This is a genomic window from Pseudomonas sp. GW821-FHT01D09, from assembly GCF_059422465.1.
The window spans coordinates 245758-270936 of record NZ_JBWKWY010000004.1 but is presented as its reverse complement, the minus strand read 5'-3'; the positions used below and the strand labels follow the sequence as shown (position 1 = coordinate 270936).

26 protein-coding genes, 1 pseudogene and 1 riboswitch are annotated in these 25179 nt (G+C 62.1%); of the genes and pseudogenes, 7 read left to right on the top strand and 20 right to left on the bottom strand.

The window, feature by feature from the left end:
* Window positions 1-87 precede the first annotated feature (87 nt).
* Window positions 88-1452 (bottom strand): DNA recombination protein RmuC, encoded by a 1365-nt coding sequence (locus tag AC07W7_RS07090; RefSeq protein WP_495039002.1) that lies wholly within the window; start codon window positions 1450-1452, stop codon window positions 88-90.
* Window positions 1453-1627: 175 nt separating this feature from the next.
* Window positions 1628-1951 (bottom strand): SEL1-like repeat protein, encoded by a 324-nt coding sequence (locus AC07W7_RS07085; protein WP_076963030.1) that lies wholly within the window; start codon window positions 1949-1951, stop codon window positions 1628-1630.
* Between the two features lie 878 nt (window positions 1952-2829).
* On the opposite strand from AC07W7_RS07085, the gene AC07W7_RS07080 reads away from it, so the two are divergent.
* From AC07W7_RS07080 to AC07W7_RS07070, 3 genes are all read left to right on the top strand, one after another.
* Window positions 2830-3054 carry a hypothetical protein gene (locus AC07W7_RS07080; protein WP_007898912.1) on the top strand — a complete coding sequence of 75 codons (225 nt, stop codon included), beginning with the start codon at window positions 2830-2832 and terminating at the stop codon, window positions 3052-3054.
* A gap of 279 nt (window positions 3055-3333) precedes the next feature.
* Window positions 3334-3816: a hypothetical protein gene (locus AC07W7_RS07075; RefSeq protein WP_076963029.1), complete on the top strand. Its 483-nt coding sequence runs from the start codon at window positions 3334-3336 to the stop codon at window positions 3814-3816.
* 146 nt (window positions 3817-3962) lie between these two features.
* Window positions 3963-5237 (top strand): OmpP1/FadL family transporter, encoded by a 1275-nt coding sequence (locus tag AC07W7_RS07070; RefSeq protein WP_076963028.1) that lies wholly within the window; start codon window positions 3963-3965, stop codon window positions 5235-5237.
* A 65-nt stretch (window positions 5238-5302) separates the two neighbouring features.
* Here the strand turns inward: AC07W7_RS07070 and AC07W7_RS07065 are convergent, their stop codons facing one another.
* The 13 genes from AC07W7_RS07065 to cobO all read right to left on the bottom strand — a co-directional run bounded on the left by AC07W7_RS07065 (window position 5303) and on the right by cobO (window position 16553).
* Entirely contained in the window at window positions 5303-5854 is a 552-nt protein-coding gene (locus AC07W7_RS07065) for a glutathione peroxidase (protein WP_495038990.1), read from the bottom strand.
* 150 nt (window positions 5855-6004) lie between these two features.
* A complete protein-coding gene (locus tag AC07W7_RS07060) occupies window positions 6005-7204 on the bottom strand; it encodes an MFS transporter (protein ID WP_495039001.1) in 1200 nt (399 codons plus the stop codon).
* A 62-nt stretch (window positions 7205-7266) separates the two neighbouring features.
* On the bottom strand, window positions 7267-7671 hold the full coding sequence (locus AC07W7_RS07055) for a MarR family winged helix-turn-helix transcriptional regulator (RefSeq protein WP_076963025.1): 405 nt from the start codon (window positions 7669-7671) through the stop codon (window positions 7267-7269).
* A 42-nt stretch (window positions 7672-7713) separates the two neighbouring features.
* Window positions 7714-8442 (bottom strand): adenosylcobinamide-GDP ribazoletransferase, encoded by a 729-nt coding sequence (locus tag AC07W7_RS07050; RefSeq protein ID WP_495038989.1) that lies wholly within the window; start codon window positions 8440-8442, stop codon window positions 7714-7716.
* Entirely contained in the window at window positions 8443-9018 is a 576-nt protein-coding gene (cobC, locus tag AC07W7_RS07045) for an alpha-ribazole phosphatase family protein (protein ID WP_076963023.1), read from the bottom strand.
* Window positions 9015-10070 carry a nicotinate-nucleotide--dimethylbenzimidazole phosphoribosyltransferase gene (gene cobT / locus AC07W7_RS07040; protein ID WP_076963022.1) on the bottom strand — a complete coding sequence of 352 codons (1056 nt, stop codon included), beginning with the start codon at window positions 10068-10070 and terminating at the stop codon, window positions 9015-9017. The genes cobC and cobT overlap by 4 nt, the downstream gene beginning before the upstream one ends.
* A complete protein-coding gene (gene cobU, locus AC07W7_RS07035) occupies window positions 10067-10588 on the bottom strand; it encodes a bifunctional adenosylcobinamide kinase/adenosylcobinamide-phosphate guanylyltransferase (protein WP_099168076.1) in 522 nt (173 codons plus the stop codon). Before cobU ends, cobT begins: the two co-directional genes overlap by 4 nt.
* A 10-nt stretch (window positions 10589-10598) precedes the next feature.
* The gene (locus tag AC07W7_RS07030; RefSeq protein ID WP_099168075.1) at window positions 10599-12050 is read right to left on the bottom strand and encodes a cobyric acid synthase; all 1452 of its coding nucleotides are present in this window, start codon (window positions 12048-12050) and stop codon (window positions 10599-10601) included.
* The gene (cobD, locus tag AC07W7_RS07025) at window positions 12047-13036 is read right to left on the bottom strand and encodes a threonine-phosphate decarboxylase CobD (protein WP_197883321.1); all 990 of its coding nucleotides are present in this window, start codon (window positions 13034-13036) and stop codon (window positions 12047-12049) included. Before cobD ends, AC07W7_RS07030 begins: the two co-directional genes overlap by 4 nt.
* On the bottom strand, window positions 13029-13937 hold the full coding sequence (cbiB, locus tag AC07W7_RS07020) for an adenosylcobinamide-phosphate synthase CbiB (RefSeq protein WP_099168073.1): 909 nt from the start codon (window positions 13935-13937) through the stop codon (window positions 13029-13031). Before cbiB ends, cobD begins: the two co-directional genes overlap by 8 nt.
* A complete protein-coding gene (bluB, locus tag AC07W7_RS07015; protein ID WP_099168072.1) occupies window positions 13934-14584 on the bottom strand; it encodes a 5,6-dimethylbenzimidazole synthase in 651 nt (216 codons plus the stop codon). The genes cbiB and bluB overlap by 4 nt, the downstream gene beginning before the upstream one ends.
* Window positions 14581-15945 carry a cobyrinic acid a,c-diamide synthase CobB gene (locus tag AC07W7_RS07010; RefSeq protein WP_495038988.1) on the bottom strand — a complete coding sequence of 455 codons (1365 nt, stop codon included), beginning with the start codon at window positions 15943-15945 and terminating at the stop codon, window positions 14581-14583. Before AC07W7_RS07010 ends, bluB begins: the two co-directional genes overlap by 4 nt.
* Window positions 15942-16553, bottom strand: coding sequence for a cob(I)yrinic acid a,c-diamide adenosyltransferase (cobO, locus tag AC07W7_RS07005; RefSeq protein WP_076963015.1), 612 nt, complete (start codon window positions 16551-16553; stop codon window positions 15942-15944). Before cobO ends, AC07W7_RS07010 begins: the two co-directional genes overlap by 4 nt.
* Before the next feature lie 79 nt (window positions 16554-16632).
* Window positions 16633-16880: riboswitch (cobalamin riboswitch) on the bottom strand.
* A 115-nt stretch (window positions 16881-16995) separates the two neighbouring features.
* On the opposite strand from cobO, the pseudogene AC07W7_RS07000 reads away from it, so the two are divergent.
* A pseudogene (locus AC07W7_RS07000) lies at window positions 16996-17325 on the top strand (sorbosone dehydrogenase family protein); the annotation flags it as partial.
* A gap of 136 nt (window positions 17326-17461) precedes the next feature.
* Here the strand turns inward: AC07W7_RS07000 and AC07W7_RS06995 are convergent.
* From AC07W7_RS06995 to AC07W7_RS06975, 5 genes are all read right to left on the bottom strand, one after another.
* The gene (locus tag AC07W7_RS06995) at window positions 17462-18001 is read right to left on the bottom strand and encodes a C40 family peptidase (protein WP_099168069.1); all 540 of its coding nucleotides are present in this window, start codon (window positions 17999-18001) and stop codon (window positions 17462-17464) included.
* Window positions 18002-18145: 144 nt separating this feature from the next.
* Window positions 18146-18775: a C40 family peptidase gene (locus AC07W7_RS06990; RefSeq protein WP_099168068.1), complete on the bottom strand. Its 630-nt coding sequence runs from the start codon at window positions 18773-18775 to the stop codon at window positions 18146-18148.
* Window positions 18776-18988: 213 nt separating this feature from the next.
* The gene (gene hda / locus AC07W7_RS06985; protein WP_029292403.1) at window positions 18989-19693 is read right to left on the bottom strand and encodes a DnaA regulatory inactivator Hda; all 705 of its coding nucleotides are present in this window, start codon (window positions 19691-19693) and stop codon (window positions 18989-18991) included.
* Between the two features lie 215 nt (window positions 19694-19908).
* Window positions 19909-20982, bottom strand: coding sequence for an AI-2E family transporter (locus AC07W7_RS06980; RefSeq protein WP_495038987.1), 1074 nt, complete (start codon window positions 20980-20982; stop codon window positions 19909-19911).
* A gap of 43 nt (window positions 20983-21025) precedes the next feature.
* The gene (locus AC07W7_RS06975; protein ID WP_076963011.1) at window positions 21026-22084 is read right to left on the bottom strand and encodes a DUF2066 domain-containing protein; all 1059 of its coding nucleotides are present in this window, start codon (window positions 22082-22084) and stop codon (window positions 21026-21028) included.
* Between the two features lie 358 nt (window positions 22085-22442).
* On the opposite strand from AC07W7_RS06975, the gene purM reads away from it, so the two are divergent.
* From purM to AC07W7_RS06960, 3 genes are read left to right on the top strand one after another with little or no spacing between them, the layout of a single operon-like run.
* A complete protein-coding gene (purM, locus tag AC07W7_RS06970; RefSeq protein ID WP_032857036.1) occupies window positions 22443-23501 on the top strand; it encodes a phosphoribosylformylglycinamidine cyclo-ligase in 1059 nt (352 codons plus the stop codon).
* Window positions 23501-24151 carry a phosphoribosylglycinamide formyltransferase gene (gene purN / locus AC07W7_RS06965; RefSeq protein WP_099168066.1) on the top strand — a complete coding sequence of 217 codons (651 nt, stop codon included), beginning with the start codon at window positions 23501-23503 and terminating at the stop codon, window positions 24149-24151. Before purM ends, purN begins: the two co-directional genes overlap by 1 nt.
* Window positions 24152-24159: 8 nt before the next feature.
* A complete protein-coding gene (locus AC07W7_RS06960; protein ID WP_076963008.1) occupies window positions 24160-24873 on the top strand; it encodes a DUF3108 domain-containing protein in 714 nt (237 codons plus the stop codon).
* Window positions 24874-25179: the final 306 nt, after the last annotated feature.

Here is a 25179-nt window from a genome sequence, read left to right as displayed (position 1 = left end):
TCGCGATAGCGGAGTGTCAGTCACCGAATAAATCGACTGGTTCACCGCTATCGCGAGCAAGCCCGCTCCCACATTTGGGTTCTGTGTTTAGTCAGGGAGTTGGGCGACGCCATCTTCATCGGTCATCGCTTTTTCCAACAGATCGGCAGGCAAACCTTTGCTGGCCCGTGCGCCCAGCAGCTTCAACTGCTCGACCCGGCTGACCAGATTGCCGCGACCATCTGTAAGCTTATTGCGCGCCGCACTGTAGGCCTTATCCAACTGCTGTAGGCGATTACCCACTTCATCCAGATCTTGGATAAACAATACGAACTTGTCGTACAGCCAGCCGGCGCGCTCAGCGATTTCCCGGGCGTTCTGGCTTTGCCGCTCCTGCTTCCACAGGCTGTCGATCACCCGCAGGGTCGCCAGCAACGTCGTAGGGCTGACGATCACGATATGGCGGTCGAAGGCTTCCTGGAACAGGTTCGGCTCGGCCTGCAAGGCCGCCGCAAACGCGGCTTCGATGGGCACGAACAGCAACACGAAATCCAGGCTGTGCAGGCCCTCCAGACGTTTATAGTCCTTGCCGGCCAAGCCTTTGACATGATTGCGCAACGACAGCACATGCTGCTTGAGGGCGGCCTGGCCGATCACCTCGTCATCGGTCGCCACGTATTGCTGATAGGCGGTCAGGCTGACCTTGGAGTCCACCACCACCTGCTTGTCGCCCGGCAACATGATCAGCACGTCCGGCTGGAAACGCTCGCCATCCGGGCCCTTGAGGCTGACCTGGGTCTGGTACTCACGACCTTTCTCCAGGCCGGCATGTTCCAGCACCCGCTCCAGGATCAACTCGCCCCAGTTGCCCTGGGTCTTCTGCCCCTTGAGGGCACGGGTGAGGTTGGTGGCTTCGTCCGACAGGCGCAGGTTCAATTGCTGTAGGCGCTCCAGCTCCTTGGCCAGGGAAAAGCGCTCACGTGCCTCATTCTGATAACTTTCTTCCACGCGTTTTTCAAACGACTGGATACGTTCCTTCAATGGGTCGAGCAATTGCCCCAGGCGCTGCTGGCTGGTTTCGGCAAACCGCTGCTCGCGCTCGTCGAAGATTTTCCCGGCCAGCTCGGCGAACTGCGCACGCAGCTCATCCCGCGAGCCTTGCAGGTCGTTGAGGCGTTGTTGATGGCTGTCCTGCTGCTCGCGCAGTTCGGCACGCAGGGCGGCCGACAAGGCATCCAGGCGGCGCAGTTCGCCTTCCTTGGCAGAGCGTTCGATATTCCAGGCGTGGGCCGCATCACGGGCGTTATCACGGTCGATTTGCAGCAGTTCGACTTCCCGGCGTACCGCCGCCAGATCCGCCTGTTTGGCGGCATTGGCCTGGCTCAGGTCGCTGATCTCGTCGCGGCTGGCGTCCAGTTGCGCGGCCAGCCCTTCCTGGGCCAATTGCGCGGTGGCCAGGCGTTCTTCCAGCAGTTCCCAACCGGCGCTGCGGGCGTTCAGGCGGCGCTGGATCTGCCAGCACAGGACCAACAGAGGCAACGCCGCAGCGGCGAGACCCAATGCCACACTGGTCCAGTCAAAAGCCATAGCCATTCCTGCCATTACGGTAAAAGAGGAAGGTTAACCAAGCGAGCGCTTTGTGGACAGCTCAGTCTTTGATCTGGCCCAGTGCACGCTGGGCGCCAGGGTCGCCGGCACGGGCGGCCTGGCGCAGGAGGTCGTGGCCGATGCGGCGGTCCCGGGCATTGCCGCACTCGCGACACATCAACAGGCCCAGGCGGCTCTGTGCCGCGACCACGCCTTCACGGGCCGGCTGCTTGAGCAAACGCCCGGCGAAATGCTTGATATTGGGGTTATCGCCAATGCGCGGGTTATCCAGCAGCCACAGGGCGACTTTCAAGGAGAAGCGCTTGGGTGGGGTAACACTCGGAGGATTGTCGGTAACAGAGGGTGATACTGAGCGAAACTTCATAAAGCACTGTAGGGCAGAACGGAAGGCGCGCCACTCTACTCCTTTTTTCGTACGGGTAAAGCTGAAAAAACCCTGCACGCCCGTTCTAGAGCAAGCGCTTGGGACAATCCACAGAAGCTGTGGATAACTCAGTGGACAACCGTGCTTTAACTCGCGCAAAGGCCCATGGAATGGGGGCCGCGCTTAAACTGACGATTTTTTCACCAATAAAAAAAAGCCAGATTTTTCATTGACTTAAATTTTTGATGCAGGCATTCGTGGGCTCATCCGGCAGCGCGTCGACCCGGTGACACACGGCGCAACCAATGTGCACAACTACCTGCCGGGTGGTTATATCCCCATCGCTTTGCGGTCCAAAACGTTACAGCCCAGACACAAACGCGGGCGGGGCCAGAGGGGGCGGGTAAAGTATTTTGGCTAACACACTTGCTTTACTGGTTTCAAGCCATTACTATCTGCGGCGTTAGTACCAAGCTGAAAGTCAATTCTGGTCGAACAAATCCCCGCGACGTAGCTTCCCTAAAGAGAAGTTCTGTCAATCTTGATGGGATCGACCACCTCGATGGTTTCCAGGTATCACTTGCGACGACACGGCCTTTGAACAATGCAAAGGGTGTCGCGAAGTTTCCATACTCTGACCGAACCAACCTGCAAATTGATCAGGATCTTCACCCTGGGCCCAGAACCTTTGCCCCTGTTGTGTTGCCTGCCCTCCTAAGTACCTACCTGCCAGCCCAAGCGCGCCAAACTATTCAGCGCTTCAAACTGGCTGCTTTGTTCCAGTCGGGTTCTTCGCATGATCAATGGTGATCAGCGTCACTGGAACGTTTTAACGTTGCACGGTCCTTATCCGTGTCATTTGTAGGAACACCCATAATATGTCCACTCAAATCCATACTCAGGATGCCATTCGCACCCTCACCAATGCTTTTGCTCCAATGAACTGCCTGATCATGGCCGCTCGCAAAGGCTGCTTCAGCTTCACCCTGGTCAACGAACACGGCATCGCTCGTCACAGCGAACGCCTGTACCCCGATCAATACTCCAGCGCAGAGCCGCTGCAAGCCGTGATCGAGCGTACCCGTCAGGCCCTGGTTGCCTGATTGACCCGACGCTGAACATCGAAAACCCTGCCCGCAAGGCAGGGTTTTTTATTGCCCGCGATTTGGTTTTTTGTCGGTTTGCTTTAGGTCAAACCGATATAACGCTTATAACCACAAGCTAGAAATATTTTAAAAACAGGCCTTTACGTCGCAAATCTGACACTACACTTCAAGTCAGGCGGCTGGTTCCGCCTCCGACGAGCCTGAGATCCGATCCACCGCTGCCAAGCCCCCACCGTCTCAGGCCTCGTCGACCACTTTCAAGGTTTCGAGGGTTTTATGGGCATTGCCGCCAGCGAATTGTGTCGTTATGTGATCCGACCCACGCTGATTTACCTGGGTTGCCACAGCCACACTGCCGAATCCCTGCTGCTGGGGGTTGCCGCCAGCCAATCGGGACTGGGCTCGGCCTTACACGACCGGCGTGGCCACGGCCTGTATCGCATTACCGAGCCGCGCCACCGGGCCCTGTGGGACGACTACCTGGCCCTCGACCCGGAACGTGCCAGCCTGGTGCGCGGCCTCGCCAGCCAGCATGCCTTCCTCAGCGGGCCGCAGTTGGAACTGGCGGTCAATTTGCGTTACGCCACCGCCATCGCCTGGTTGCTGGTGGAACAACAACGTCCCGAACTGCCTCGCCCCGACGACCTGCTGGGCATGGCGCGTATCTGGAAAGAAATATTTCATCCCCAGGGCCGGCTGCGCGATTACACCCAGGCCTGGCAAACCTGTGTATCCCCCATGAAACAGGTCGCCTGCTGATCGGGCACTTTGCAAGATTCGGCTAAAAGCTGCAATTTTGGTCGGATTGTCCTACAAAACCGCTCTATCTCCTACATTACAGCCTATAGCGCTAAGTGAATTTTATTGTTACTTTCCGCAGCGGTGATCACCACGGAGTTCTAATAATGAAAAAAGTAATGCTCAAGACCACACTTAGCCTCGCCGTTGCCATGGCCTCTTCCCAACTGTTCGCAAGCGGCTTTGCCCTCAACGAACAAAGCGTCAGCGGGATGGGTACCGGTTTCGCGGGCCGTTCCTCTTCTGCCGATGATGCAAGCACTGTTTTTGGCAACCCTGCCGGTATGGCTCGCCTTGAAGGCCAGCAAGTCACTGGCGGTGTTGCAGTGATTGATGCCTCCACCGATATCAAAGATGTCAGCGGTCGCTCCCGCGGCACCAACAAAGGCGACATGGTCCCCTTCACGGCGGTACCGTTCGGCTTCTACACCAACAAACTCAATGACCAGTGGGCTGTCGGCTTCGGTGTGTATGCACCGTTCGGCCTGATTACCGACTACGAGAGCAAATATCAGGGCCGCGGCTTCGGCAGCAAAAGCGAAGTGCAGGTCATCACGTTCCAGCCAACGGTCAGCTACGCCTTCAACGACCGGGTTTCCATCGGTTTTGGTCCAACCTTCAACCGCATTGCCGGCACCCTGGAATCAGAGCTGACACTGAACCCTGCCGCGCCTGACACCCGGATCAAGATCAAGGGCGACGATACCGCCATTGGCTTCAACGCCGGCGTGCTGGTCCAGGCAACCGACACCACCCGTGTGGGCCTGACCTACCACTCGAAGGTCAAGTACAAGCTGGAAGGCCACACCGAAGTCAACGCGCCTGCGGCGACCTCCGGCGCCCTGGCTACCGGCCGCTATGATGCATCGCTGAAAATCGACACGCCTGAATCCTGGGACCTGTCGGTAACCCAGGACATGAACGACGCCTGGAAGCTGTATGCCGGTGCAACCTGGACGCGCTGGAGCCGTCTGAAAGACATCACCGTCGACAACAAAGGCGTGACAAGCGCCGGTGGCGGCCTGGCACCCGGCCTGGTAGGCACCATCAAGGAAGAGCAGAACTGGCACGACACCTGGGCCTATGCCGTGGGCACCTCGTACCAGTTGACCAAGCAGGTTGTGCTGCGTACCGGCTTGACCTTCGACCAGTCGCCCACCAACAACACGGATCGTTCGCCGCGTATTCCTACCGGCGACCGGACCATCTTCAGTGTTGGCCTGGGCTACGCCGTCATGGATAACATGACCATCGACCTGGCCTATTCCTACCTCAAGGAAGAAGAAGTCAGCGTCAACCGCTCCAACGCTCTGGCAAGCTACAACGCCAAGTACAAAAACAGCGCCAACGGTTTTGGCCTGGGCATGACGTACAAATTCTGATCCAACGCCGTATAAAAAAGCCCCGCTCTCCTACACAGGAGGCGGGGCTTTTTAGTGGCCGCCAATCAGGGCTTGGAAGCCAGCGCCTGCTCCACAGCCTTGATCAGCTCCGGGCTGTCAGGCTTGGTCAGGCTGGAGAAGCTGGCGATCACCCGGCCCTGGCGATCCACCACGTACTTGTAGAAATTCCACTTCGGCGCATTGCTCTGCTCGGCCAGGACCTTGAACAGGTGCACGGCATCCGCGCCCCTGACCTTCTGTGGCTCGGTCATGGTGAAGGTCACGCCGTAATTCACATAGCAGACCTTGGCCGTCTCCTCGCCCGTCTTGGCTTCCTGCTTGAAGTCGTCGGAAGGCACGCCAATCACTTCCAGGCCGTCGCCCTTGTAACGCTGATACAGCACCTCCAGGCCCTTGAACTGCGGGGCGAACCCACAAAAACTGGCGGTGTTGACGATCACCAGGGGCTTGCCGGCAAAGCGCTGGCACAGCTCGATGGATTCCTTGGCGCGCAACTTCGGCAATTGGCCTTCGAGCAACGGCGGGCAATCGGCGGCCATGGCCACACCGCCAAAAGCCACCGCCAGGGCGGGTACTGCGAGCCAGCGCATCAACATGTCGGATGTCCTTGGGCAAAGTCAGGCAAGCAACTTAACAGATCGCCATACCCAGTTGCATCAACGCCAGCCCGCTGCGCTGCCAGCCCCACCAGGCCAGCAGCAACAGCGCCAGCAGGCCGACTGCGCCAACCCAGTACCCGATTGAGTTCATGCGACCCCCATCTGCGCCTGCAACCTGGCCACCGGCCGCTCACGCACGGGCCAGTTAAGGGCGGCGGCGAGCAGGCTCAAGACAATCGCCACCTGCCAGATCAAATCGTAGTTGCCGGTTCGATCATAGACCACGCCCCCCAGCCAACCGCCGAGGAACGAGCCTAACTGATGGAACAGGAACACGATCCCACCCAGCATCGACAGGTTTCTCACGCCAAACAAGGTCGCCACCGTACCGTTGGTCAGGGGCACGGTCGACAGCCACAAAAAGCCCATGGCCATGCCAAACAGATAGGCGCTCATCTGCGTCACCGGCGCCCACAAGAACAACACGATCACCACCGCCCGCAACAGGTACAACGCGGTGAGCAAGCGTGGCTTGGACATCCGCCCGCCGAGCCAGCCGGCGGTGTAGGTGCCGAAGATATTGAACAGGCCGATCAGCGCCAGCACCGTGGTGCCGACGGTCGCCGGCAGATGCTGATCCACCAGGTACGCCGGCAGGTGCACACCGATAAACACCACCTGGAACCCGCAGACAAAAAAACCGAAGGCCAGCAACCAGAAACCGGAATGGGAACAGGCTTCCTGCAAGGCTTCGCGCAGGGTTTGCTGGCCGGCCATGACCGGCAGCGGGCGATCCTTGATCATCGTCACCAGCGGCACAATCAGCGCCACCAGCAGGCCCAGCACCAGCAAGGCGGCGGACCAGCCCAGCCAGCCAATCAGGCCCAGGGTGCCCGGCAACATGGCGAACTGGCCGAAAGAGCCGGCGGCACTGGCAATGCCCATGGCCATGCTGCGTTTTTCCGGGGCCACGGCACGCCCGACCACGCCGAGGATCACCGAAAACGAGGTGCCCGACAGGCCGATACCGATCAGCAAACCAGCACTCAGGGACAACGACCACGCCGAATCCGACAAGCCCATGAACACCAGGCCCAAGGCATACAGCACGCCGCCGATCATCACCACTTTGGCCGCACCAAAGCGGTCGGCCAGGGCCCCGGTAAACGGCTGTGCCAGGCCCCAGATCAGGTTTTGCAGGGCGATGGCAAAGGCAAAGGTTTCACGCCCCCAGCCGAACTCGGCGCTCATCGGCGCCAGGAACAGGCCAAAGCCATGCCGCACGCCCAGGGAAAGGGCCAGGATCAGCGCACTTCCGACAAGAATCCAGCCACTGGTACGCCACATCGAGGTCATTATTATTCTCCGCTTGCGGGTATATACCCGCTTGTAGTCGAACAAGCCCGCGTTTAAGCGAGTTCGTCCAGCAAGGCCAACAGGGTTTCGCGTTTTTGCACGCCCAACTTATCGATCAGTTTCTGCTGCGCCGCTTCCCAGGCCGGCAACGCAGCCGCCAGGCGCTGTTTGCCTTCTTCCGTGAGCACCACCAGGCGATTGCGCAGGTCATTGCCCTCGACCCAGCGCACCAGGCCTTCACCCTCCAGCACCCGCAGGTTACGCCCCAGGGTGCTGCGGTCCAGGCCCATGGCATCGGCCAGGCTGGAAATGCTCGGTTGATTCAGACGCTGCAGGTTACACAGCAAGGAATACTGGGCGACGTTGATCCCGAAGCCATCGAGGGCGCCGTCATAGTGCCTGCTGACGCCACGGGCGGCACGACGCAGGTTGATACATAAACATTGGGAGGCAAGCATGGAGCGTGTATATACCCGCGATTAAGGAAATGCAAGAAAGTGTTACAGAACCAGGACAATCAACACCGCCACTTCCAGCAGCTCCAACAAGGCGCCGGCCGTGTCGCCGGTGGTGCCGCCCAGCCGGTTGATCATCAGTTGCCGCAAGCCCACAAAGCAGATGGCCGCCAGCAACACCGCAATCCCGCCGCTGAATCCACCGATCAACACACACGCCAGGCCGCTGAGGATCAGCACCTGCTGCCCGACAAGCCGTGGCAAGTGGTCAGCCAGCGCCTGGCCCAGGCCCCCGGTGCGCACGTAACGGGTGGTGAGAAACAGTGCCAGCAGCGAGCTGCGACCGATCAACGGCGCGAGGATCAATGCGGCGCCATTGTGTTGCTCAATCAGGGCCACCAGGGCGCTGAATTTGAGCAGCAGCACCAAGCCCAGGGTGACCACGGCAATCGGGCCGCTGCGCGGGTCCTTCATGATGCTCAGGGTGCGTTCGCGGTCGCCAAAGCCACCCAGCCAGGCGTCGGCGCTGTCCGCCAGGCCATCCAGGTGCAGGCCACCGCTGAGCAACACCCAGGCCGTCAGCAGCAGGGCCGCGTGCAACAGCAACGGTGCGCCCATCAACAGCGTGTTCAAGCCCCATAGCAGCAGGCCGAACAACAACCCCACCAACGGATAAAACAGCAGCGAGCGCCCCAGCTCCTGGGGTTGTGGCATGCCCGGCAGGCGAATCGGCAGGCTGCTGAGAAACTGCAAGGCAATCCAGAACGGCAACATTCAGGCGCCCTCGCTCAACACGCCATCGGCCTCGACCCGCAGGCTGAACAAGCCGCCGTGGCCCACCTCGACATTCAGCAACTGTTCACGGGGCAAGCCACGGGCCTCGGCCAGCAGTAAACGCATGACGCCACCATGGCTGATCAACAGCACCCGTTGGCCGGCATACAGTTGATGCAGACGTAGGACTGCGCCGCGTACGCGCTGGGAAAACGCCGCGACAGGCTCGCCATCCGGCGGCGTAAAGCGATAGGGATCGGCCCAGAACAGGCCCAATGCCTCGGCATCGGTTTCCATCAACTGCGCCGCACTCTGCCCTTCCCAGGCGCCGAAATGCAGCTCCTGTAGAGCCTGTTCCAGGCTCACCGGCAGGTTCAGGCGTGCGCCCAACTCTTCAGCGAAACGTGCGCAGCGTTGCAGCGGTGAGCTGACCAGACGATCCCACGGCCCGTGCTCCCGCACGGCCTCGCGCATCTGCGCCCAACCCTTGGCCGTCAGTGCATCATCCAAGCTGCCGCGCAAACCGCCGCCCAGTTCGGTTTCGCCATGGCGCAGCAGGTCCAGGTGCAAGGTCATGCCGGGCGATCCGCCACGGCGGCTTCTGCGAACGTCGCCATCTGCCCGTGCAACGCACAGGCCAGGCGCAACAGGGGCACTGCCAGCGCCGCGCCACTGCCCTCGCCCAGGCGCAGGCCCAGTTCCAGCAGCGGCTCGGCGCCAAGGCTTTGCAACACATGGCGATGGCCCGGCTCGGCGCCCCGGTGGCCAAACAACAGCCAGGGCCGGCACGACGGATTGAGGCGCGTGGCAACCAGGGCCGCGACGGTGCAGATAAACCCGTCGACCAGCACCACCACCCCCGCCTGGGCGCAGGCCAGATACGCCCCCACCAACCCGGCAATCTCCAGGCCACCAAGATTGAACAAGGTCTGCAACGGGTCGCCGCGCTGCCCGGCATGCACTGCCAGGGCGCGCTCGATCACCGCCACTTTATGGCTCACGCCCTGGGCATTCAGGCCGGTGCCGGGGCCGGTCAGGTCGCTGACCGGGCAATCGAGCAAGGCACAGGCCAGTGCACTGGCGGCAGTGGTGTTGCCGATGCCCATCTCGCCGCCAATAAACAACTGCGCACCGGCGTTGAGTGCGCGCTGCACACTGGCACGTCCCGCCGCCAGGGCCAGCCGGCCCTGGGCCTCGGTCATGGCCGCGCCCAGCACGAAATTGGCCGTGCCCGGGGCGATATTCAGGTGGCGCACGCCCGGCAGGTCGAGCGCTGGGGTCACGGTGCCCAGGTCCACCACTTCCAGTTGTGCATCCAGTTGCCGGGCCAGCACGCTGATCGCCGCACCGCCGCTGACAAAGTTGTGCAGCATCTGCGCGGTGACTTCCTGGGGATAGGCCGAGACCCCTTCTGCGACCACGCCGTGATCGCCGGCAAAGATGGCGATCCACACCTGCTCGACCGTCGGCTTGAGCCGGCCCTGCAAGCCGGCCAGTTGCACCGCCAGCGCCTCCAGTTGCCCCAGGGACCCGGCGGGCTTGGTCAGTTGCTGCTGGCGGGCCAGGGCTTGTTCATAGGCCGCGGCGTCCAGCGCCTTGCACGGGTCCAGCCACCAGGATGGGCTCATAACGCAGTACCTTTCAAAGTCAGGGGCAGGCCCGCAACGGTCAGCACAACACGCTGACAGCGCTCGGCCAGGGCTTGATGCAGCCAACCGGCTTCATCCACATAGCGGCGAGTCAATTCGCCCAGCGGTACGACACCCAGTCCGGTCTCGTTGCTGACAAAAATGATTTCCCCCGGCAGCGATGCCAGGCAGTCCAGCAAGTGTTCGCGCTCGACCCCCAGGCGCTGCGGGTCGTCCAGCATCAGCAGGTTGGTAAGCCACAGGGTCAGGCAATCGACCAGCAGGCAATGCCCAGGGGCGGCGTTTTCACGCAGAACCCGCGCCAGTTCCAGCGGCTCCTCGACCAGCCCCCACTCACGTGGGCGACGCTGGCGATGCAGGGCCACGCGCGCGTTCATCTCGCCGTCTAGGGCCTGGCTGGTGGCGATATAGGTGACGGGCATGGCGCTGTCGCTGGCGAGTTTTTCCGCCAGGCGGCTTTTACCGGAGCGGGCGCCGCCGAGGATCAATTGCAACATGGTCAAGCCCTCAAATCCCACATAACTGGCGCAGCAACCTGGTGTCCAGATGCTGCTCCACCAAATCCGCCAGGCGCTCGATATCGCGCTCGCGCAGGCCGTGGTAATCGACGTCCTGCACCTCCTGCAAACCGGCCCAGCGCAACAAGGCGCTGCAAGCGGCGGGTGTCTCGAACAGGCCATGCAGATAAGTGCCGAGGATTTGCCCGTCATCGCTACAAGCACCGTCGCTGCGGCCATCATCCAGGCGTACCGCTGGCTGCTCCAGGGCCGCACCTCGGGTCACGCCCGCATGAATCTCATAACCGCTGACCGGTGCCTCTTCCAACGCCAAGCGCCCCCGCACATTGCGCAATTGTTTCTCGGCCTCCAGGGTGGTGCTCAAGGCCAGCAGGCCCAGGCCAGCACTGGAACCCGCCACGCCTTCCAGGCCCAGCGGGTCGTGGACCTGCTCGCCCAGCATCTGCAGGCCGCCGCAGATGCCCAGCACCTTGCCGCCGTAACGCAGGTGCCGGGCAATGGCAGTGTCCCAGCCATTGGTGCGCAGGTAAGCCAGGTCGCTGCGCACGCTTTTTGAACCGGGCAGGATGATCAGGTCGGCGGCGGGGATTGCCTGGCCCGGGCCGACAAACTGCAAATCCACCTGAGGATGCAGGCGCAGCGGGTCGAAGTCGGTGTGGTTGCTGATGCGTGGCAACACCGGCACCACCACTTTGAGCACCTGCGCCGCCTTGTCGATCTGGCGCTGGTCGATGCCATCCTCGGCTTCCAGGTGCAGGTCCATCACGTAAGGCAAGACGCCCACCACCGGTTTGCCGGTGCGCGCTTCAAGCCAATCGAGGCCCGGTTGCAGCAGGGCGATATCGCCACGGAAGCGGTTGATGATAAAGCCCTTGACCCGCGCTTGTTCTGACGGCGACAGCAACTCCAGCGTGCCCACCAGATGGGCGAACACCCCGCCGCGATTGATATCGGCGATCAGCAGCACCGGGCAATCCACCGCTTCGGCAAACCCCATGTTGGCGATGTCATTGGCCCGCAGGTTGATCTCGGCCGGCGAGCCTGCGCCTTCGACCATCACCACCGGGTAGGCCGCGCTCAAGCGCCCGTGGGACGCCAGTACCGCCTGCATGGCGATGGCCTTGTAGTCGTGATAGGCCACGGCATTCATGCTGGTCACGGCATGGCCATGGATGATGACCTGGGAGCCGGTGTCACTGTTGGGCTTGAGCAGCACCGGGTTCATATCGGTGTGCGGCGCCAGGTTGGCGGCCTGGGCCTGCACGGCCTGGGCGCGGCCGATCTCGCCGCCTTCGGCCGTGACTGCGCTGTTGAGCGCCATGTTCTGCGGCTTGAACGGCACCACCGGCACGCCCTGGCGCACGACCCAACGGCATAGCGCGGTCACCAGGGTGCTTTTGCCCGCGTCGGAGGTGGTGCCTTGCACCATCAGGGTGGTCATGAGGCTTGCTTCCAGGCAATCAGGGCTTGTTCAAGGCGTGCCCAATCGGCGTCCGTCCCGGGCAGGCCAAAGCGCAGGCTGCTGTCGTGGGCAAACAGGCGCAACAGGATGCCGCGCTGGGCCATGAACTCATGCAGCGGCTCAGCGCGCTCGGTGATCAGCCACTGGAACAGCGCGCAACCGCCTTGCGGGCGCAGGCCGTAGCGCTCCAACAGCCCGAACAGGCGCTGGCTGGCCTGATCACAGCGCCGGCGTTGCTGTGTATGGCCGGCAGGGTCTTTCAGGCAGGCCTGCCCCAGCACCCGCGTCGGCCCACTGACCGCCCATGGCCCGACCTGTTCAGCCAGCAGCTTGAGCAGTTTGCGTTCGGCCAGCACAAAACCCAGGCGAACCCCGGCCAAGCCAAAAAACTTGCCGAACGAACGCAACACAATCAACCCCACCTGATGAGTCTGGCTCGCCAGGCTCAACTGTGGGGTGTTGTCCATAAAGGCTTCATCCACCACCAGCCAGCCACCGCGCTGGGCCAGCCGCGCATGCCAATCCAGCAGGCGCTGGGGCGCAAGGCTCAGGCCGGTGGGGTTGTTGGGGTTGACCACCACCAGCACGTCGAGGCTGTCGAGGAAGAAGTCGACTTCCTGCTCCAGCACTTCACGCACGATATAACCGGCGCGGCGCCAGGCTTCGGCATGCTCGGCATAGCACGGCGACAACACCCCGACCTTGCCCGTGCGGCGCAGGCGCGGCAGCAACTGGATGGCCGCCTGGGATCCCGGCACCGGCAATACCTGGGCTGCACCGTAGTAGTGGCAGGCCGCCTGCTCCAGGCCGTCATCGGTCTCGGGCAGGCGTGCCCAGGCCCGTAGCGGGATGGGCGGGATGGGCCAGGGCCAGGGCGCGAGGCCACTGGACAGGTCCAGCCAGTCTTCCTGGGCGATGCCGTACCGCATCGCCGCCTTGCGCAGCCGTCCACCGTGTTCAAGCATAAAATTGCGCCCCCGCACACAGGATCAACACCCACAACCACACGCCGCGCTGCACCAGTTGCCAGCCACGCTCAATGGAATCGGCATCGGCCACTGGCCCTTCGCCGAGGGGTGGACGCTGGTGCAACTCACCGTGATAAATCGCCGCCCCGCCCAGCTCGACACCCAGGGCGCCCGCGCCTGCGGCCATCACCGGCCCGGCATTCGGGCTGTCCCAGGTCGGGCCCTGGCGGCGCCAGCAGGTGAGTGCCAGGCGTGTCTTGCCCAGCACAGCGTAGGTCAAGGCGACCAGGCGGGCGGGGATGTAATTGAGTACGTCGTCAATCTTCGCCGCCGCCCAGCCAAAGCGTTCAAAGCGTTCGTTGCGATAGCCCCACATGGCATCCAGGGTATTACTCAGGCGGTACAGCACTACGCCCGGCACGCCGGCCACGACAAACCAGAACAGCGCGGCGAACACCGCGTCGCTGCCGTTTTCCAGCACTGACTCGGTGGCGGCCCGCGCCACTTCAGTGCTGTCCAGTTCGCGGGTTTCGCGGCTGACCAGGTAACTGACGCGCGTGCGCGCCTCGTCCAGGTCACCACTGCGCAGGGCCTGGGCCACCGGCAACACATGCTCACCCAGGCTGCGCATGCCCAGGGCCAGGTACAGCGCGAGGATCTCGATCACCCAGCCGAAATAAGGCGCCCAGGACAAGGCCGTGGCCAGCAAGGTCAGCGGTATCACGCAGATAAACCACGCAGTCACACCATGGCTGCGCCAGCCGCGCCCTGCGGAGTTGAAACGTTGCTCGATGCGCCCGGCAAAATTGCCGAACGCCACCAGCGGATGCCAGCGCCTGGGCTCGCCCAGCAGCGCATCCAGCGCCACTGCAGCGACACTCAGCAAGGCCACACTCATTGACTCACTCCCCAATAATTTTCATACAGCATGTCACTCAGCGGACGCGGTTCGGTCCAGCCTTCGAGTTGCAACATCGGTGCCGGGTAGAACTCGGTCACCGGGCCCAGGCACAGCACGGCCAGGGGCTTGGCGCCGGGCGGCAGGCCCAGCAGGTCGGCCAGGTCCCGGGGCTCGAACAACGACACCCAGCCCAGGCCCAGGCCTTCGGCGCGGGACGCCAGCCATAGATTCTGGATCGCGCAGGACAGCGAGGCCAGGTCCATTTCCGGCAAGGTCCGGCGCCCGAAAATATGCCGCTCGCGGTCATCCATCAACGCCGCCACCAGCACCTCGGCGCAGTCGTGGATGCCTTCGACCTTGAGCCTCATGAAATCGTCCGAGCGCTCGCCCAGGGCTTGCGCGGTGCGGATGCGTTCGGCTTCCACCAACTGCTGGATCTGCCCGCGCAGGTTGCGGTCGCTGATGCGGATAAAGCGCCAGGGCTGCATCAGGCCGACGCTGGGGGCCTGGTGCGCGGCGTGCAGCAGGCGATGCAACAGTTCGGGGGCGACGCTGCCGCCGCTGAAGTGGCGCATATCGCGGCGTTCGGCGATGGCGCGGTAGATCGCGTCGCGCTCGGCCTGGGGGTAGGCGTGGTCGGTCATGGCCCTATCGCGGGCAAGCCCGCTCCCACATTTGCACCGTGGTGGTCTGCGATAACGGCTTGCCGGTCTGGCGCAAACAACGCGGCCACCGCAGCCGGGTTCGATGGGAAATAAAAGTGCACATAGGAGGCCGTCATCCGCCCCTGGCGATACACCGCCTCGGCGCCGCGCCCGCCATTGGGGCTCAGGCCACGGGCAATCGGCTGCCACTGCGTGCTGGTCAGGGAGTGATGATAGGTATGGCCGCGCAGCACGCCTTCTGGCAGCTCGACCGTTTGCAGGGCCAGGGCCGCCAGGCGTTTCTGCATGACCGCATCGCCTTGCAGCAGGCCCAGCAGTTCGGCGCGGGAGCCCTCGACATCGGTCAAGGAGTCGAGCAGGTAGAGCATGCCACCGCATTCGGCCAGCAACGGTTTGCCAGCGGCGTGATGGGCGCGGATCGCCTGCAGCATCGCGGTGTTTTGCGACAGCGCCTGGTGATGCAGCTCCGGGTAACCCCCGGGCAGATAAAGGCTGTGGGCATCGGGCAACACGCGGTCATGGATCGGCGAGAAGAAGTGCAACTGCGCGCCCATCGCCCGCAGCAAGTCGAGGCTGGCGCCGTAGGTGAAGGCAAAGGCTTCGTCACGGGCCACGGCAATCCGCACCCCGGCCAGCAAGGACTGGGCCTCGATTACCTCGGGCGCGGCGAATGCCACCGACGGTGGCAGCGCTACCTCGCAACTGCTGGCCAGGGCGGCAGCGGCGGCATCCAGGCGCAGGTCCAGGTCATTCAACTCGCTGGCCTGCACCAGGCCCAGGTGGCGGCTGGGTAACTCAATGCCGGTTTCCCGGGACAGTGCGCCGTACCAGCGCAGGCCTTCGGTCAGGCTGCCTTCGAGCAACTGCGCATGGCGCACGGTGCCGACGCGGTTGGCCAGGACCCCGGCGAACGGCAGGTCCGCCTGGTAACGCGCCAGCCCCAGCGCCAGGGCGCCGAAGGTCTGGGCCATGGCGGTGCCGTCGATCACCGCCAGCACGGGCACGCCAAAATGGCGGGCCAGATCGGCGCTGGAGGGGGTGCCGTCGAACAGGCCCATCACGCCCTCGATCAGGATCAGGTCCGCCTCCCCCGCGGCTTCCCACAACAGGCGGCGACTTTCCTGCTCGCCGACCATCCACATGTCCAATTGATAGACCGGCGCGCCACTGGCGCGCTCATGGATCATCGGGTCGAGAAAGTCCGGGCCGCACTTGAACACCCGGACCTTGCGCCCCAGGTTGCGGTGCAAGCGGGCCAGGGCGGCGGTGACGGTGGTCTTGCCCTGGCCCGACGCCGGCGCGGCGATCAGCACGGCAGGGCAATGGCGCGGCGGGTTCAAAGTTCGATGCCTTTCTGTGCCTTGATACCGGCCTGGAACGCGTGCTTGAGCATGCCCATTTCGGTGACGGTGTCGGCCATTTCCATCAGCTCCGGCTTGGCGCCACGCCCGGTGACCAGCACGTGCTGCATCGGTGGGCGGGCTTGCAGGTCGCCAAGCACCTGGTCCAGGTCAAGATAGCCGTGCTTGAGCGCGATGTTCAGCTCATCGAGCACCACCAGGCCGATGGACGGGTCCTGCAACATTTCCCGGGAGACTTGCCAGGCCGCTTCGGCGGCGGCGATATCGCGCTGGCGGTCCTGGGTTTCCCAGGTGAAGCCCTCGCCCATCACATGAAAGCGTACCTGCTCGGGGAAGCGCCGGAAGAACAGCTCCTCACCGGTGCTGTTACGGCCCTTGATAAATTGCACGACGCCGCATTGCATACCGTGCCCCATGGCCCGGGCCAGCATGCCAAATGCCGAGCTACTCTTGCCTTTGCCATTGCCGGTCAATACCAGCAGCAAACCGCACTCATTCGGTGAATTGGCAATGCGCTCGTCAATCACCGCTTTTTTGCGCAGCATGCGCGCCAGGTGGCGTTCGTCACGATCAGGGGAATCAGTCATGGCAGCTCTCCGTTGGGGCTGGACAAAAACGGCGGGCAGGAAAAGACAACAACATGAAGCCAAGCATCGCCCACCGTGATGCTGTTGGATGGATCAGGCCGGTCTCCGGGCTCATGAGGGGTGCCCTGTTGACCAGGGCAAACCGACGATGCACCTTCCCATATCGCGGGCGATACAGTGGCAAAAGCAGCGTCTTGACTCATTTACCGTTGCGGGGGCAGCGCCGGGATCGTGGCCGCACTGTAGAAAAGTGCGCGCACTCACCGGCTTCCCTGTTTCACTCGGTCGACGCGTACGTCACAGAGCACCTGAAACAAGCGGCGAAGGTTAGTGGGTTGGGGGTACAGCGTCAATTAAAGCCGGCCATACACTTGAACCATCGCCACGCGCCAGGCCTCTATGGCTACAGGCTTTGAGGATAAAAACATGCACAAGGCCCGATGCGCCGGACTATACCGTGGGGCCGCACACCGCATCGCTGGGCCTGACCTTCGCTGAAGGCAACACGCTGCCGGCGCAATTTGCCCAGGGGGCGTTTATTGGCCAGCACGGCTCGTGGAATCGCAAGCCACACAGTGGTTACAAGGTGATCTTTGTGCCGTTCGAGGGCGGCAAGCCGAAGGGGCAACCGGTGGATGTGCTGACCGGGTTTCTCAACGGTGACCAGAAAGCCATGGGCCGGCCGGTGGGCGTGGTGATCGACCAGCAAGGCGGGTTGCTGGTGGCCGACGATGTGGGGAATAAGGTGTGGCGGGTGTCTTCGGCCCAATAACCGGACCCGACAACACCACAAAACCAATGTGGGAGCGGGCTTGCTCGCGATAGCGGTGGGTCAGTTTGCACATCTGATACCTGATACACCGCTATCGCGAGCAAGCCCGCTCCCACATTTTTGATCGGTACAGGTCTTAGGGGTTACGCGCCAGGTGCTCGGCCGGCAACACGCGCTTGGCACTCAGGTAGGCATTCTGCCAATAGGCCTTGGACAAGGTATCCAGCTTCACCGTACCGCCGGTTTGCGGGGCATGGACAAAGCGCCCTTCCCCCACATAAATGCCGGCATGGCTGACCTGCGAACCGCCGCCCGTGGCGAAGAACAACAGGTCGCCGGTCTGCAGCGCATCTTCACGCACGTCCTGGGCCCGCATCACGATCAGCTCGCGGGTGGTGCGCGGCAGGGAGATGCCAGCGGCATCGCGGTAGACAAAACCAATCAGGCCACTGCAATCAAACCCGGAGTCCGGGGTATTGCCGCCCCAGCGGTAAGGCGTGCCGACCAAGCCCAGGGCGCGAAACAGCACGTCTTCGGCAGCAGGCGAAAAATTCTGGGTGGCGTAGTTGAAGACCGGCTTGGGCTTGGCCGCCACAGGCGCGGGTGCAGGACGGCTGGCGCAGGCACTGAGCAGTGCGGCGCAAACAAGAAGCATTAGGCGGGCCGAGGTCGACATGGGCAGAACAATCCTGATCTGGATGCGGCTTTCACTGCCGAACGCTGAAAACTAGACCGCGCAAGCAAGCTTGCGCGGTCAGGTTCGCAACAATATCTCAGGATTCTAGCGCTTACGCGTCAAACTTCAAGTATCACTTTAACTTTACTTGCGAGCGGTAACGGTAGTCGGGGCCATCGCCAAGGCGCGCTTGGCTTCGATGAAGGTTTTGCTCCAGTAGCTGTCGCCCAGTTTATCGACCCGCACCCCGCCGCTGCGGCGGCTGCTGGAGTGGATGAACTGGTCATCGCCCAGGTAGATACCGGCGTGGCTGACGCGGCCACGGCCATTGGTACTGAAGAAAAGCAGATCGCCGGGCTTGAGGTTGTTTCGTGCGACCAACGGTGCATTCACGTTGATCATTTCGCGGGTGGAGCGCGGTAGGTTCATGCCGGCTTCTTCACGAAACAGGTAACCGATAAAACCACTGCAGTCGAAGCCGGCTTCAGAGGTACCGCCGAAACGGTAGCGGGTCCCGATCAGGGACATGCCGCGCTCAAGAATGCTGTCGGCCAGCAAAGGCAGCTGATAAGGCTTGCTATCGGAGAATTCGGCCAGTTCCTTCTCGGTTGCGAGCTCTTCCTCGTAAACAGAAGAAGACTGCGTTGCAACGAATTTGGCCTGGTGCTGTTGTTGTGGTTTTTGCTGCTCTGCCACTTGTTGAGGGTGGGTGGCGCAACCAAACAACAGGGTAACGAGTGCGAGAGGCACGAGGGGTGCGAAGCGATTTAGCATGGGCACGACCGTGGCTGATAGGTAAAGAAGCCGAGACTATGCCCTCTATCACATCGATTTGCAAATTCAATCGTGATCTATGTGACTTCTTGTTTGACCTATGTCATCTAAGCCCTTAATCCCCATTTAGACCCTTTTGCGTGGCCAGAGCGGCCCAAACGCAGGTTTTCTGGCGCCTGGAATTTGCCAGGAGCCCCGGTTTCAAAGGGCTGGCTACCAGCCGAGGGTTTCTTTGAGGAAGGGGATGGTGAGCTTGCGCTGGGCCTGCAAGGAGGCCTGGTCGAGCTGTTCGAGCAAGTCGAACAACGCACTCATGCTGCGGGTGCCACGGGTGAGGATAAAATGCCCGACCTCATCGGTCAGGTGCAGGCCACGGCGCGAAGCGCGCAGCTGCAAGGCCCGCAATTTGTCTTCATCGGACAAGGGGCGCATCTGGAAGATCAGCGCCAGGGTCAGCCGCGACTTGAGGTCGGCCAGCTTGACCGGCAATTCCCGAGGCGAGGTGGAGGCGGCAATCAACAGGCGCCGGCCACTGTCGCGCAAGCGGTTGAACAGATGGAACAGCGCTTCTTCCCAGTCCGCCCGGCCGGCGACCGCTTGCAGGTCATCCAGGCACACCAGTTCGTATTGCTCAAGGTTGTCGAGGATACCGATGCCGCGGTCCAGCAGCTCGGCCAACGGTAGGTACACCGCCGGCTCGCCCAACTGCTCAAAGCGCAGGCAGGCGGCCTGCAACAGGTGGGTGCGCCCCACGCCGTCCTTGCCCCAGAGGTAGATCAGGCTTTCCGTCCACCCGGCGTCGGCTTCGCAGAGCCGCTCGACATAGCCGAGTGCAGCGGCATTGGCGCCTGGGTAGTAATTGATGAAGGTGGCATCGTCACGCAGACGCACACCTAGGGGCAGCTGAATCGGTTTCATGCTGACTGAACGGTTCCAATCGAACCGTTAGTGGCCTCTGTGAAAAGTTTGCAAAGTTTATACCCGTGACGCCGGGCGCACAATGCAACAGACCACAAGCAAAATCAAAGGTTTGCGTTAACTCATTGGATTTTTTGGAGATTGTTTGACGCGATGGCTAAATGCCAAGCCCCATAGGCAACAAACCCGGCCTTGAGCCGGGTTTGTGATGAGCCTTACGGCTGGGGATCATCGACGCCCGTATAGACGTCCGAATCCTTGTACACATCATGCACATGGCGCACCAGCACCATGATCACCGCCGCGACCGGCAGTGCCAGGAGGATCCCGGTAAAGCCGAACAACTCGCCGCCGGCCAGGATCGCAAAGATCACGGCCACCGGATGTAGGCCGATGCGGTCGCCCACCAGCAACGGCGTCAGCACCATGCCTTCCAGGGCCTGACCGACCATGAACACCGCGACAATCCCCAGCATCGGGTACAGGTCGCCGCCAAACTGGAACAGGCCGGCCACCAGCGCCGCGCCAATCCCGATGACAAAGCCCATGTACGGCACAATCGCCGCCAGGCCGGCAATCATGCCGATCAACAGGCCCAGCTCCAGGCCAATCGCCATTAGCCCGCCGGCATAGATAATCCCCAACGCCACCATCACCAGCAATTGCCCGCGAACAAAGGCGCCCAGCACCTCATGGCACTCCTCGGCCAGGGACACAATGCGTTCCTCGCTTTCACGGGGCAGCAGGCTGCGGATCTTGGCCATCATGATGTCCCAGTCACGCAGCAGGTAGAACGCCACCACCGGGATCAACACCAGGTTGGTCAGCCAGCCGATCAGCGCCAGGCTGGAGGCCGTGGCCTGGCTGAGGATCACCCCGACGATATCGGTGGTCTGGCCCATGTGCTCGCTGATCGCGGCCTTGACCTTGTCGAACTTCCAGAAGCCATCGGCCAGGCCGAGCTTGGACTGTGCCCAGGGCATGGCCGTGTGTTGCAGCCAATCGAGCATCTGCGGCGCCAGTTCGTACAGGCGAAACATTTGCTTGGCCAGCATCGGCACCAGCACCAGCAACAGCGCCATGACGATCAGGGTAAACAGCGCAAACACCGCCACCACCCCCCAGGTGCGCGACAGCCCGGCCTTTTCCAGGCGATCGACCACCGGATCGAACAGATAGGCCAGCAGCAAGGCGACCAGGAACGGCGTCAGGATCGAATGCAGCAAGAACACAAAGACGCACAGCAGGACAATCCCGCCAAGCCACACCCAACGACGCGTATCCGCCATAAACCACTCCATCTGTTATTTGCTTCTATATAAGGAAGAACATTTACCAACGGAAACGCAGTTGCGGCTCGGGCTCAGCCGGCGGCACGGGCGCAGGTGATGCGCCTTCGGCCACGGGCGGCGGCACAGGTTGTGGCGCAAGCGCTTCACCGGCCGGCACTTCCTGCAACCTGGCCAGGCTCAACTGGCTGCGCAACTGCTCGCTGCTGCCGTTAACCCGATAGACGATCCGATCGCCATCCACCCGCTGCAACTGCGCGCCAAACGGCTCCAGCAAATGACCAAGGGCGGCGTAGCGCTCCAGGGTCATGCCCTGCACTTGCAGCAACTGCTCGCTGGACACCCCGGCTTTTACGGCAAAACGGGGCGCCAGACGCTCACTGACCGCCAGCAAGACGGCATCGGCCAACGCGGCGGGGTCGGCGCCCTGTGCGGTGCCCTGCTCGGCCTTGTCCCCCAGCCACAGGCGCCATTTGGCTTGCCATTGGCCCGCATCTTCACGGGCATGCACCGCCAGCAGGGCATCGGCGCCATAACGCTCGGAGGCCGAACGCAGGGGCGCGGGATCTGCACTTTCAAGATTAGGGCCGGTGGCAACGATCTGTTCATCGAGGTCGCCCAGCGGCAGGCGCAACGGCAAGCCACGATGCTGGGCCGCACGGCGCAGCGGCTCGGCGGCGGCCTGGCCATCACCGACCAGGCTGCTGCCTTCGGTGGAATCGCTCAGCCACCAGCCAAGGATCGACGGCCGATTGCTGCCCCACAGCGCCAAGCCGGCATCGCGCAGGGCGCGGTCGGTGCTGACCGGGTCGAAATCCACTTGCAGGCTTTCCGGTGGGCCGGCGTCGTAGCCGTATTGGCTGATGATCTGTTGCGGATCCTTGCGGATCGCCGCCAGGCCAGGGCCCTGGGCGGCCTTGGCATCGCCGGTGAGGCGGATCACCAGGGTTTCCAGGGCGCGCTGGGTGGCTTGCGCGCGCTCCTCCGGCGCCTGGTTGCTGACCGGCTCCAGCACTTGATAGAGACCATTGAGGGTTTCGGCATGACTCGCCAGGCTGATACACGACAAACAGCCGACCAAAAAGTATCTACTCAGACCCATGAAAAAAGATTCCCGAACGACAAAAAAGCGGCTGGAACAGACCGCGTGAAGAAGGTTAGGCAAGGCTGTGACCACAGCGACCGGCAAAACATTCACAAGGCCCCGGTAAGTTTTCGTACTGTCATAACGATAGCGGGTTAAAGGCTATACCTTAATACAGGCGATCGCGGCGCCGATTAAGGTTTTTTTAGCACCATATGCCCCTGCCCGTCGGCCCGAGGATGGCCGCTGCCCCTCAAGCCTGATAAAATCGCGCGCCTTCGCAGACCGTCAACGGCTGGGCGTCCTGAAGTATTCGACTTCCGTACCCCCACCGCATCGGTCGTTACCCCTGAATCCCCCCCTAAAGGCCTGGATCATGAGCAAGCAACCCTCCCTGAGCTACAAGGACGCCGGTGTAGACATCGACGCCGGTGAAGCATTGGTCGAACGCATCAAGAGCGTCGCCAAGCGCACTGCGCGCCCCGAAGTCATGGGCGGCCTGGGCGGTTTCGGCGCCCTCTGCGAGATCCCGGCCGGCTACAAGCAGCCTGTGCTGGTCTCCGGCACCGACGGTGTGGGCACCAAGCTGCGCCTGGCGCTGAACCTGAACAAGCACGACACCATCGGCATCGACCTGGTCGCCATGTGCGTCAACGACCTGGTGGTGTGCGGCGCCGAGCCGCTGTTCTTCCTCGACTACTACGCCACCGGTAAGCTGAACGTGGAGACCGCTGCACAAGTGGTCACCGGTATCGGCGCCGGCTGCGAACTGTCGGGTTGCTCCCTGGTCGGCGGCGAAACCGCTGAAATGCCGGGCATGTACGAAGGCGAAGACTACGACCTGGCGGGCTTCTGCGTCGGCGTCGTGGAAAAAGCCGAGATCATCGACGGCTCCAAGGTGGCGGCCGGTGACGCCCTGCTGGCCCTGCCATCGTCCGGCCCGCATTCCAACGGCTACTCGCTGATCCGCAAGATTATCGAAGTGTCCGGCGCCGACATCGAGAACACCCAGCTCGACGGCAAGCCTTTGACCGACCTGCTGATGGCCCCGACCCGCATCTACGTCAAGCCGTTGCTCAAGCTGATCAAGGACACTGGCGCAGTCAAGGCCATGGCCCACATCACCGGTGGCGGCCTGCTGGACAATATCCCGCGCGTGCTGCCAAAAGGCGCCCAGGCCATCGTCGACGTGGCCAGCTGGCAGCGCCCGGCGGTCTTCGACTGGCTGCAAGAGAAAGGCAACGTCAACGAGACCGAAATGCACCGCGTGCTGAACTGCGGCGTGGGCATGGTCATCTGCGTGGCTCAAGAGCACGTGGAAACCGCGCTGAATGTACTGCGTGAAGCCGGCGAACAGCCCTGGGTGATCGGCCAGATCGCCACGGCTGCCGAAGGTGCGGCCCAGGTTGAACTGAAGAACCTCAAGGCTCACTGATGCCCGCAACCTGTGATGTGGTGGTGCTGCTCTCCGGCACCGGCAGTAACTTGCAGGCCCTGATCGACAGCACGCGCGCCGGCGACAGCCCGGTGCGCATCGCTGCGGTGATTTCCAACCGCAGCGACGCCTACGGCCTGCAACGTGCCCAGGACGCGGGTATCGATACCCGCGCCCTGGATCACCAGGCGTTCGACGGTCGCGAGGCCTTCGATGCAGCCTTGATCGAACTGATCGACGCCTTCAATCCCAAACTCGTGGTCCTCGCCGGTTTCATGCGCATTCTCAGCGCTGATTTCGTGCGCCATTACCAGGGGCGCCTGCTGAATATCCACCCTTCCCTACTGCCCAAATACAAAGGGTTACACACCCACCAGCGGGCCCTGGAGGCCGGCGATACGGAGCACGGCTGCAGCGTGCACTTTGTTACCGAGGAACTCGATGGCGGGCCTCTGGTCGTACAGGCAGTAGTTCCGGTAGAGTCTACGGACTCAGCGCAGAGCCTTGCGCAACGGGTTCACACCCAGGAACACAGGATTTACCCGCTGGCGGTTCGCTGGTTTGCCGAAGGACGCTTGGTTCTCGGTGACCAGGGTGCAGTGTTGGACGGCCAGTTACTTGCGGCCAGCGGCCACTTGATTCGTACCTAGGAGATTTTATGCGTCGCGCCCTGCTCTTCGCTTTTGCTCTGTTTGCCCTGCCTGCCGTGCACGCGGCAGACCTTCAGCCTTTCTCCGCCAGCTACACCGCCGACTGGAAGCAGTTGCCCATGAGCGGCACTGCGGAACGCAGCCTGGAAAAAAACGCCGACGGTACCTGGAAGCTCAGCTTCAAGGCCTCGATGATGATCGCCAGCCTGACCGAAACCAGCACCTTGACCCTGGACAAGGATACTTTGCTGCCACAGTCCTACCACTTTGAACGGGGTGGGCTGGGTAAAGCCAAGAAAGCCGACCTGGACTTCGATTGGACCGCCAAGATGGTCACCGGCACCGATCGCGGTGATGCGGTGAAGATCCCGCTGAACCGTGGCATGGTCGACAAATCCACCTACCAGTTGGCCCTGCAGCATGATGTGGCCGCCGGCAAGAAAACCATGAGCTACCAGGTGGTGGATGACGGTGAAGTCGACACCTATGACTTCCGCGTGCTGGGTGCCGAGAAAGTCGATACCAAGGCCGGCAAGATCGACGCCATCAAGGTTGAACGCGTGCGCGACCCGACACAAAGCAAACGTACCACCGTGATGTGGTTTGCCAAGGACTGGGACTACCTGCTGGTTCGCCTGCAGCAAGTCGAAACCGACGGCAAGGAATACAACATCATGCTGTTGGACGGCACGGTCAACGGCAAGGTTGTGAAAGGCAGCTGATCGTTAGCTGATTGAAAGAGCCTCGCTGAATGCGGGGCTTTTTTTCGCCTGAAGTTTGTGGTGAGACGACTGGCGCTATCGCAGGCAAGCCAGCTCCCACAAGTGAGCGCATTCCAAGGTGGGAGGCCCGGCACAAGGCCAAAGCCTTGCTCGAATATGAAACATTTTTCATAAAATCCCAGCCCCTGTGGCGCAATGTCGCGGCTTACGTGGCCTGGAGCATTGTTGCGTTTACTGCAATGAATTGTTGCACGCAAAGTCAGTTTACTTAGCAAGCTAACAAAATATATAACAAAGGCCTGCGAC

What these genes read in the sequence shown, in the direction of transcription:
- AC07W7_RS07065 (WP_495038990.1), bottom strand. Translation starts at nt 5,854, where the DNA reads ATGTTGATGCGCTGGCTCGCAGTACCCGCCCTGGCGGTGGCTTTTGGC.
- AC07W7_RS07070 (WP_076963028.1), top strand. Translation starts at nt 3,963, where the DNA reads ATGAAAAAAGTAATGCTCAAGACCACACTTAGCCTCGCCGTTGCCATG.
- bluB (WP_099168072.1), bottom strand. Translation starts at nt 14,584, where the DNA reads ATGACCGACCACGCCTACCCCCAGGCCGAGCGCGACGCGATCTACCGC.
- cobO (WP_076963015.1), bottom strand. Translation starts at nt 16,553, where the DNA reads ATGACTGATTCCCCTGATCGTGACGAACGCCACCTGGCGCGCATGCTG.
- AC07W7_RS06990 (WP_099168068.1), bottom strand. Translation starts at nt 18,775, where the DNA reads ATGCTAAATCGCTTCGCACCCCTCGTGCCTCTCGCACTCGTTACCCTG.
- AC07W7_RS07030 (WP_099168075.1), bottom strand. Translation starts at nt 12,050, where the DNA reads ATGACCACCCTGATGGTGCAAGGCACCACCTCCGACGCGGGCAAAAGC.
- AC07W7_RS07055 (WP_076963025.1), bottom strand. Translation starts at nt 7,671, where the DNA reads ATGCTTGCCTCCCAATGTTTATGTATCAACCTGCGTCGTGCCGCCCGT.
- cbiB (WP_099168073.1), bottom strand. Translation starts at nt 13,937, where the DNA reads ATGAGTGTGGCCTTGCTGAGTGTCGCTGCAGTGGCGCTGGATGCGCTG.
- AC07W7_RS06960 (WP_076963008.1), top strand. Translation starts at nt 24,160, where the DNA reads ATGCGTCGCGCCCTGCTCTTCGCTTTTGCTCTGTTTGCCCTGCCTGCC.
- AC07W7_RS07075 (WP_076963029.1), top strand. Translation starts at nt 3,334, where the DNA reads ATGGGCATTGCCGCCAGCGAATTGTGTCGTTATGTGATCCGACCCACG.
- AC07W7_RS07080 (WP_007898912.1), top strand. Translation starts at nt 2,830, where the DNA reads ATGTCCACTCAAATCCATACTCAGGATGCCATTCGCACCCTCACCAAT.
- AC07W7_RS07050 (WP_495038989.1), bottom strand. Translation starts at nt 8,442, where the DNA reads ATGTTGCCGTTCTGGATTGCCTTGCAGTTTCTCAGCAGCCTGCCGATT.
- AC07W7_RS07060 (WP_495039001.1), bottom strand. Translation starts at nt 7,204, where the DNA reads ATGTGGCGTACCAGTGGCTGGATTCTTGTCGGAAGTGCGCTGATCCTG.
- AC07W7_RS07085 (WP_076963030.1), bottom strand. Translation starts at nt 1,951, where the DNA reads ATGAAGTTTCGCTCAGTATCACCCTCTGTTACCGACAATCCTCCGAGT.
- AC07W7_RS06975 (WP_076963011.1), bottom strand. Translation starts at nt 22,084, where the DNA reads ATGGGTCTGAGTAGATACTTTTTGGTCGGCTGTTTGTCGTGTATCAGC.
- cobT (WP_076963022.1), bottom strand. Translation starts at nt 10,070, where the DNA reads ATGAGCCCATCCTGGTGGCTGGACCCGTGCAAGGCGCTGGACGCCGCG.
- AC07W7_RS06995 (WP_099168069.1), bottom strand. Translation starts at nt 18,001, where the DNA reads ATGTCGACCTCGGCCCGCCTAATGCTTCTTGTTTGCGCCGCACTGCTC.
- cobC (WP_076963023.1), bottom strand. Translation starts at nt 9,018, where the DNA reads ATGACCTTGCACCTGGACCTGCTGCGCCATGGCGAAACCGAACTGGGC.
- AC07W7_RS06980 (WP_495038987.1), bottom strand. Translation starts at nt 20,982, where the DNA reads ATGGCGGATACGCGTCGTTGGGTGTGGCTTGGCGGGATTGTCCTGCTG.
- cobU (WP_099168076.1), bottom strand. Translation starts at nt 10,588, where the DNA reads ATGTTGCAATTGATCCTCGGCGGCGCCCGCTCCGGTAAAAGCCGCCTG.
- purN (WP_099168066.1), top strand. Translation starts at nt 23,501, where the DNA reads ATGCCCGCAACCTGTGATGTGGTGGTGCTGCTCTCCGGCACCGGCAGT.
- hda (WP_029292403.1), bottom strand. Translation starts at nt 19,693, where the DNA reads ATGAAACCGATTCAGCTGCCCCTAGGTGTGCGTCTGCGTGACGATGCC.
- cobD (WP_197883321.1), bottom strand. Translation starts at nt 13,036, where the DNA reads ATGCTTGAACACGGTGGACGGCTGCGCAAGGCGGCGATGCGGTACGGC.
- purM (WP_032857036.1), top strand. Translation starts at nt 22,443, where the DNA reads ATGAGCAAGCAACCCTCCCTGAGCTACAAGGACGCCGGTGTAGACATC.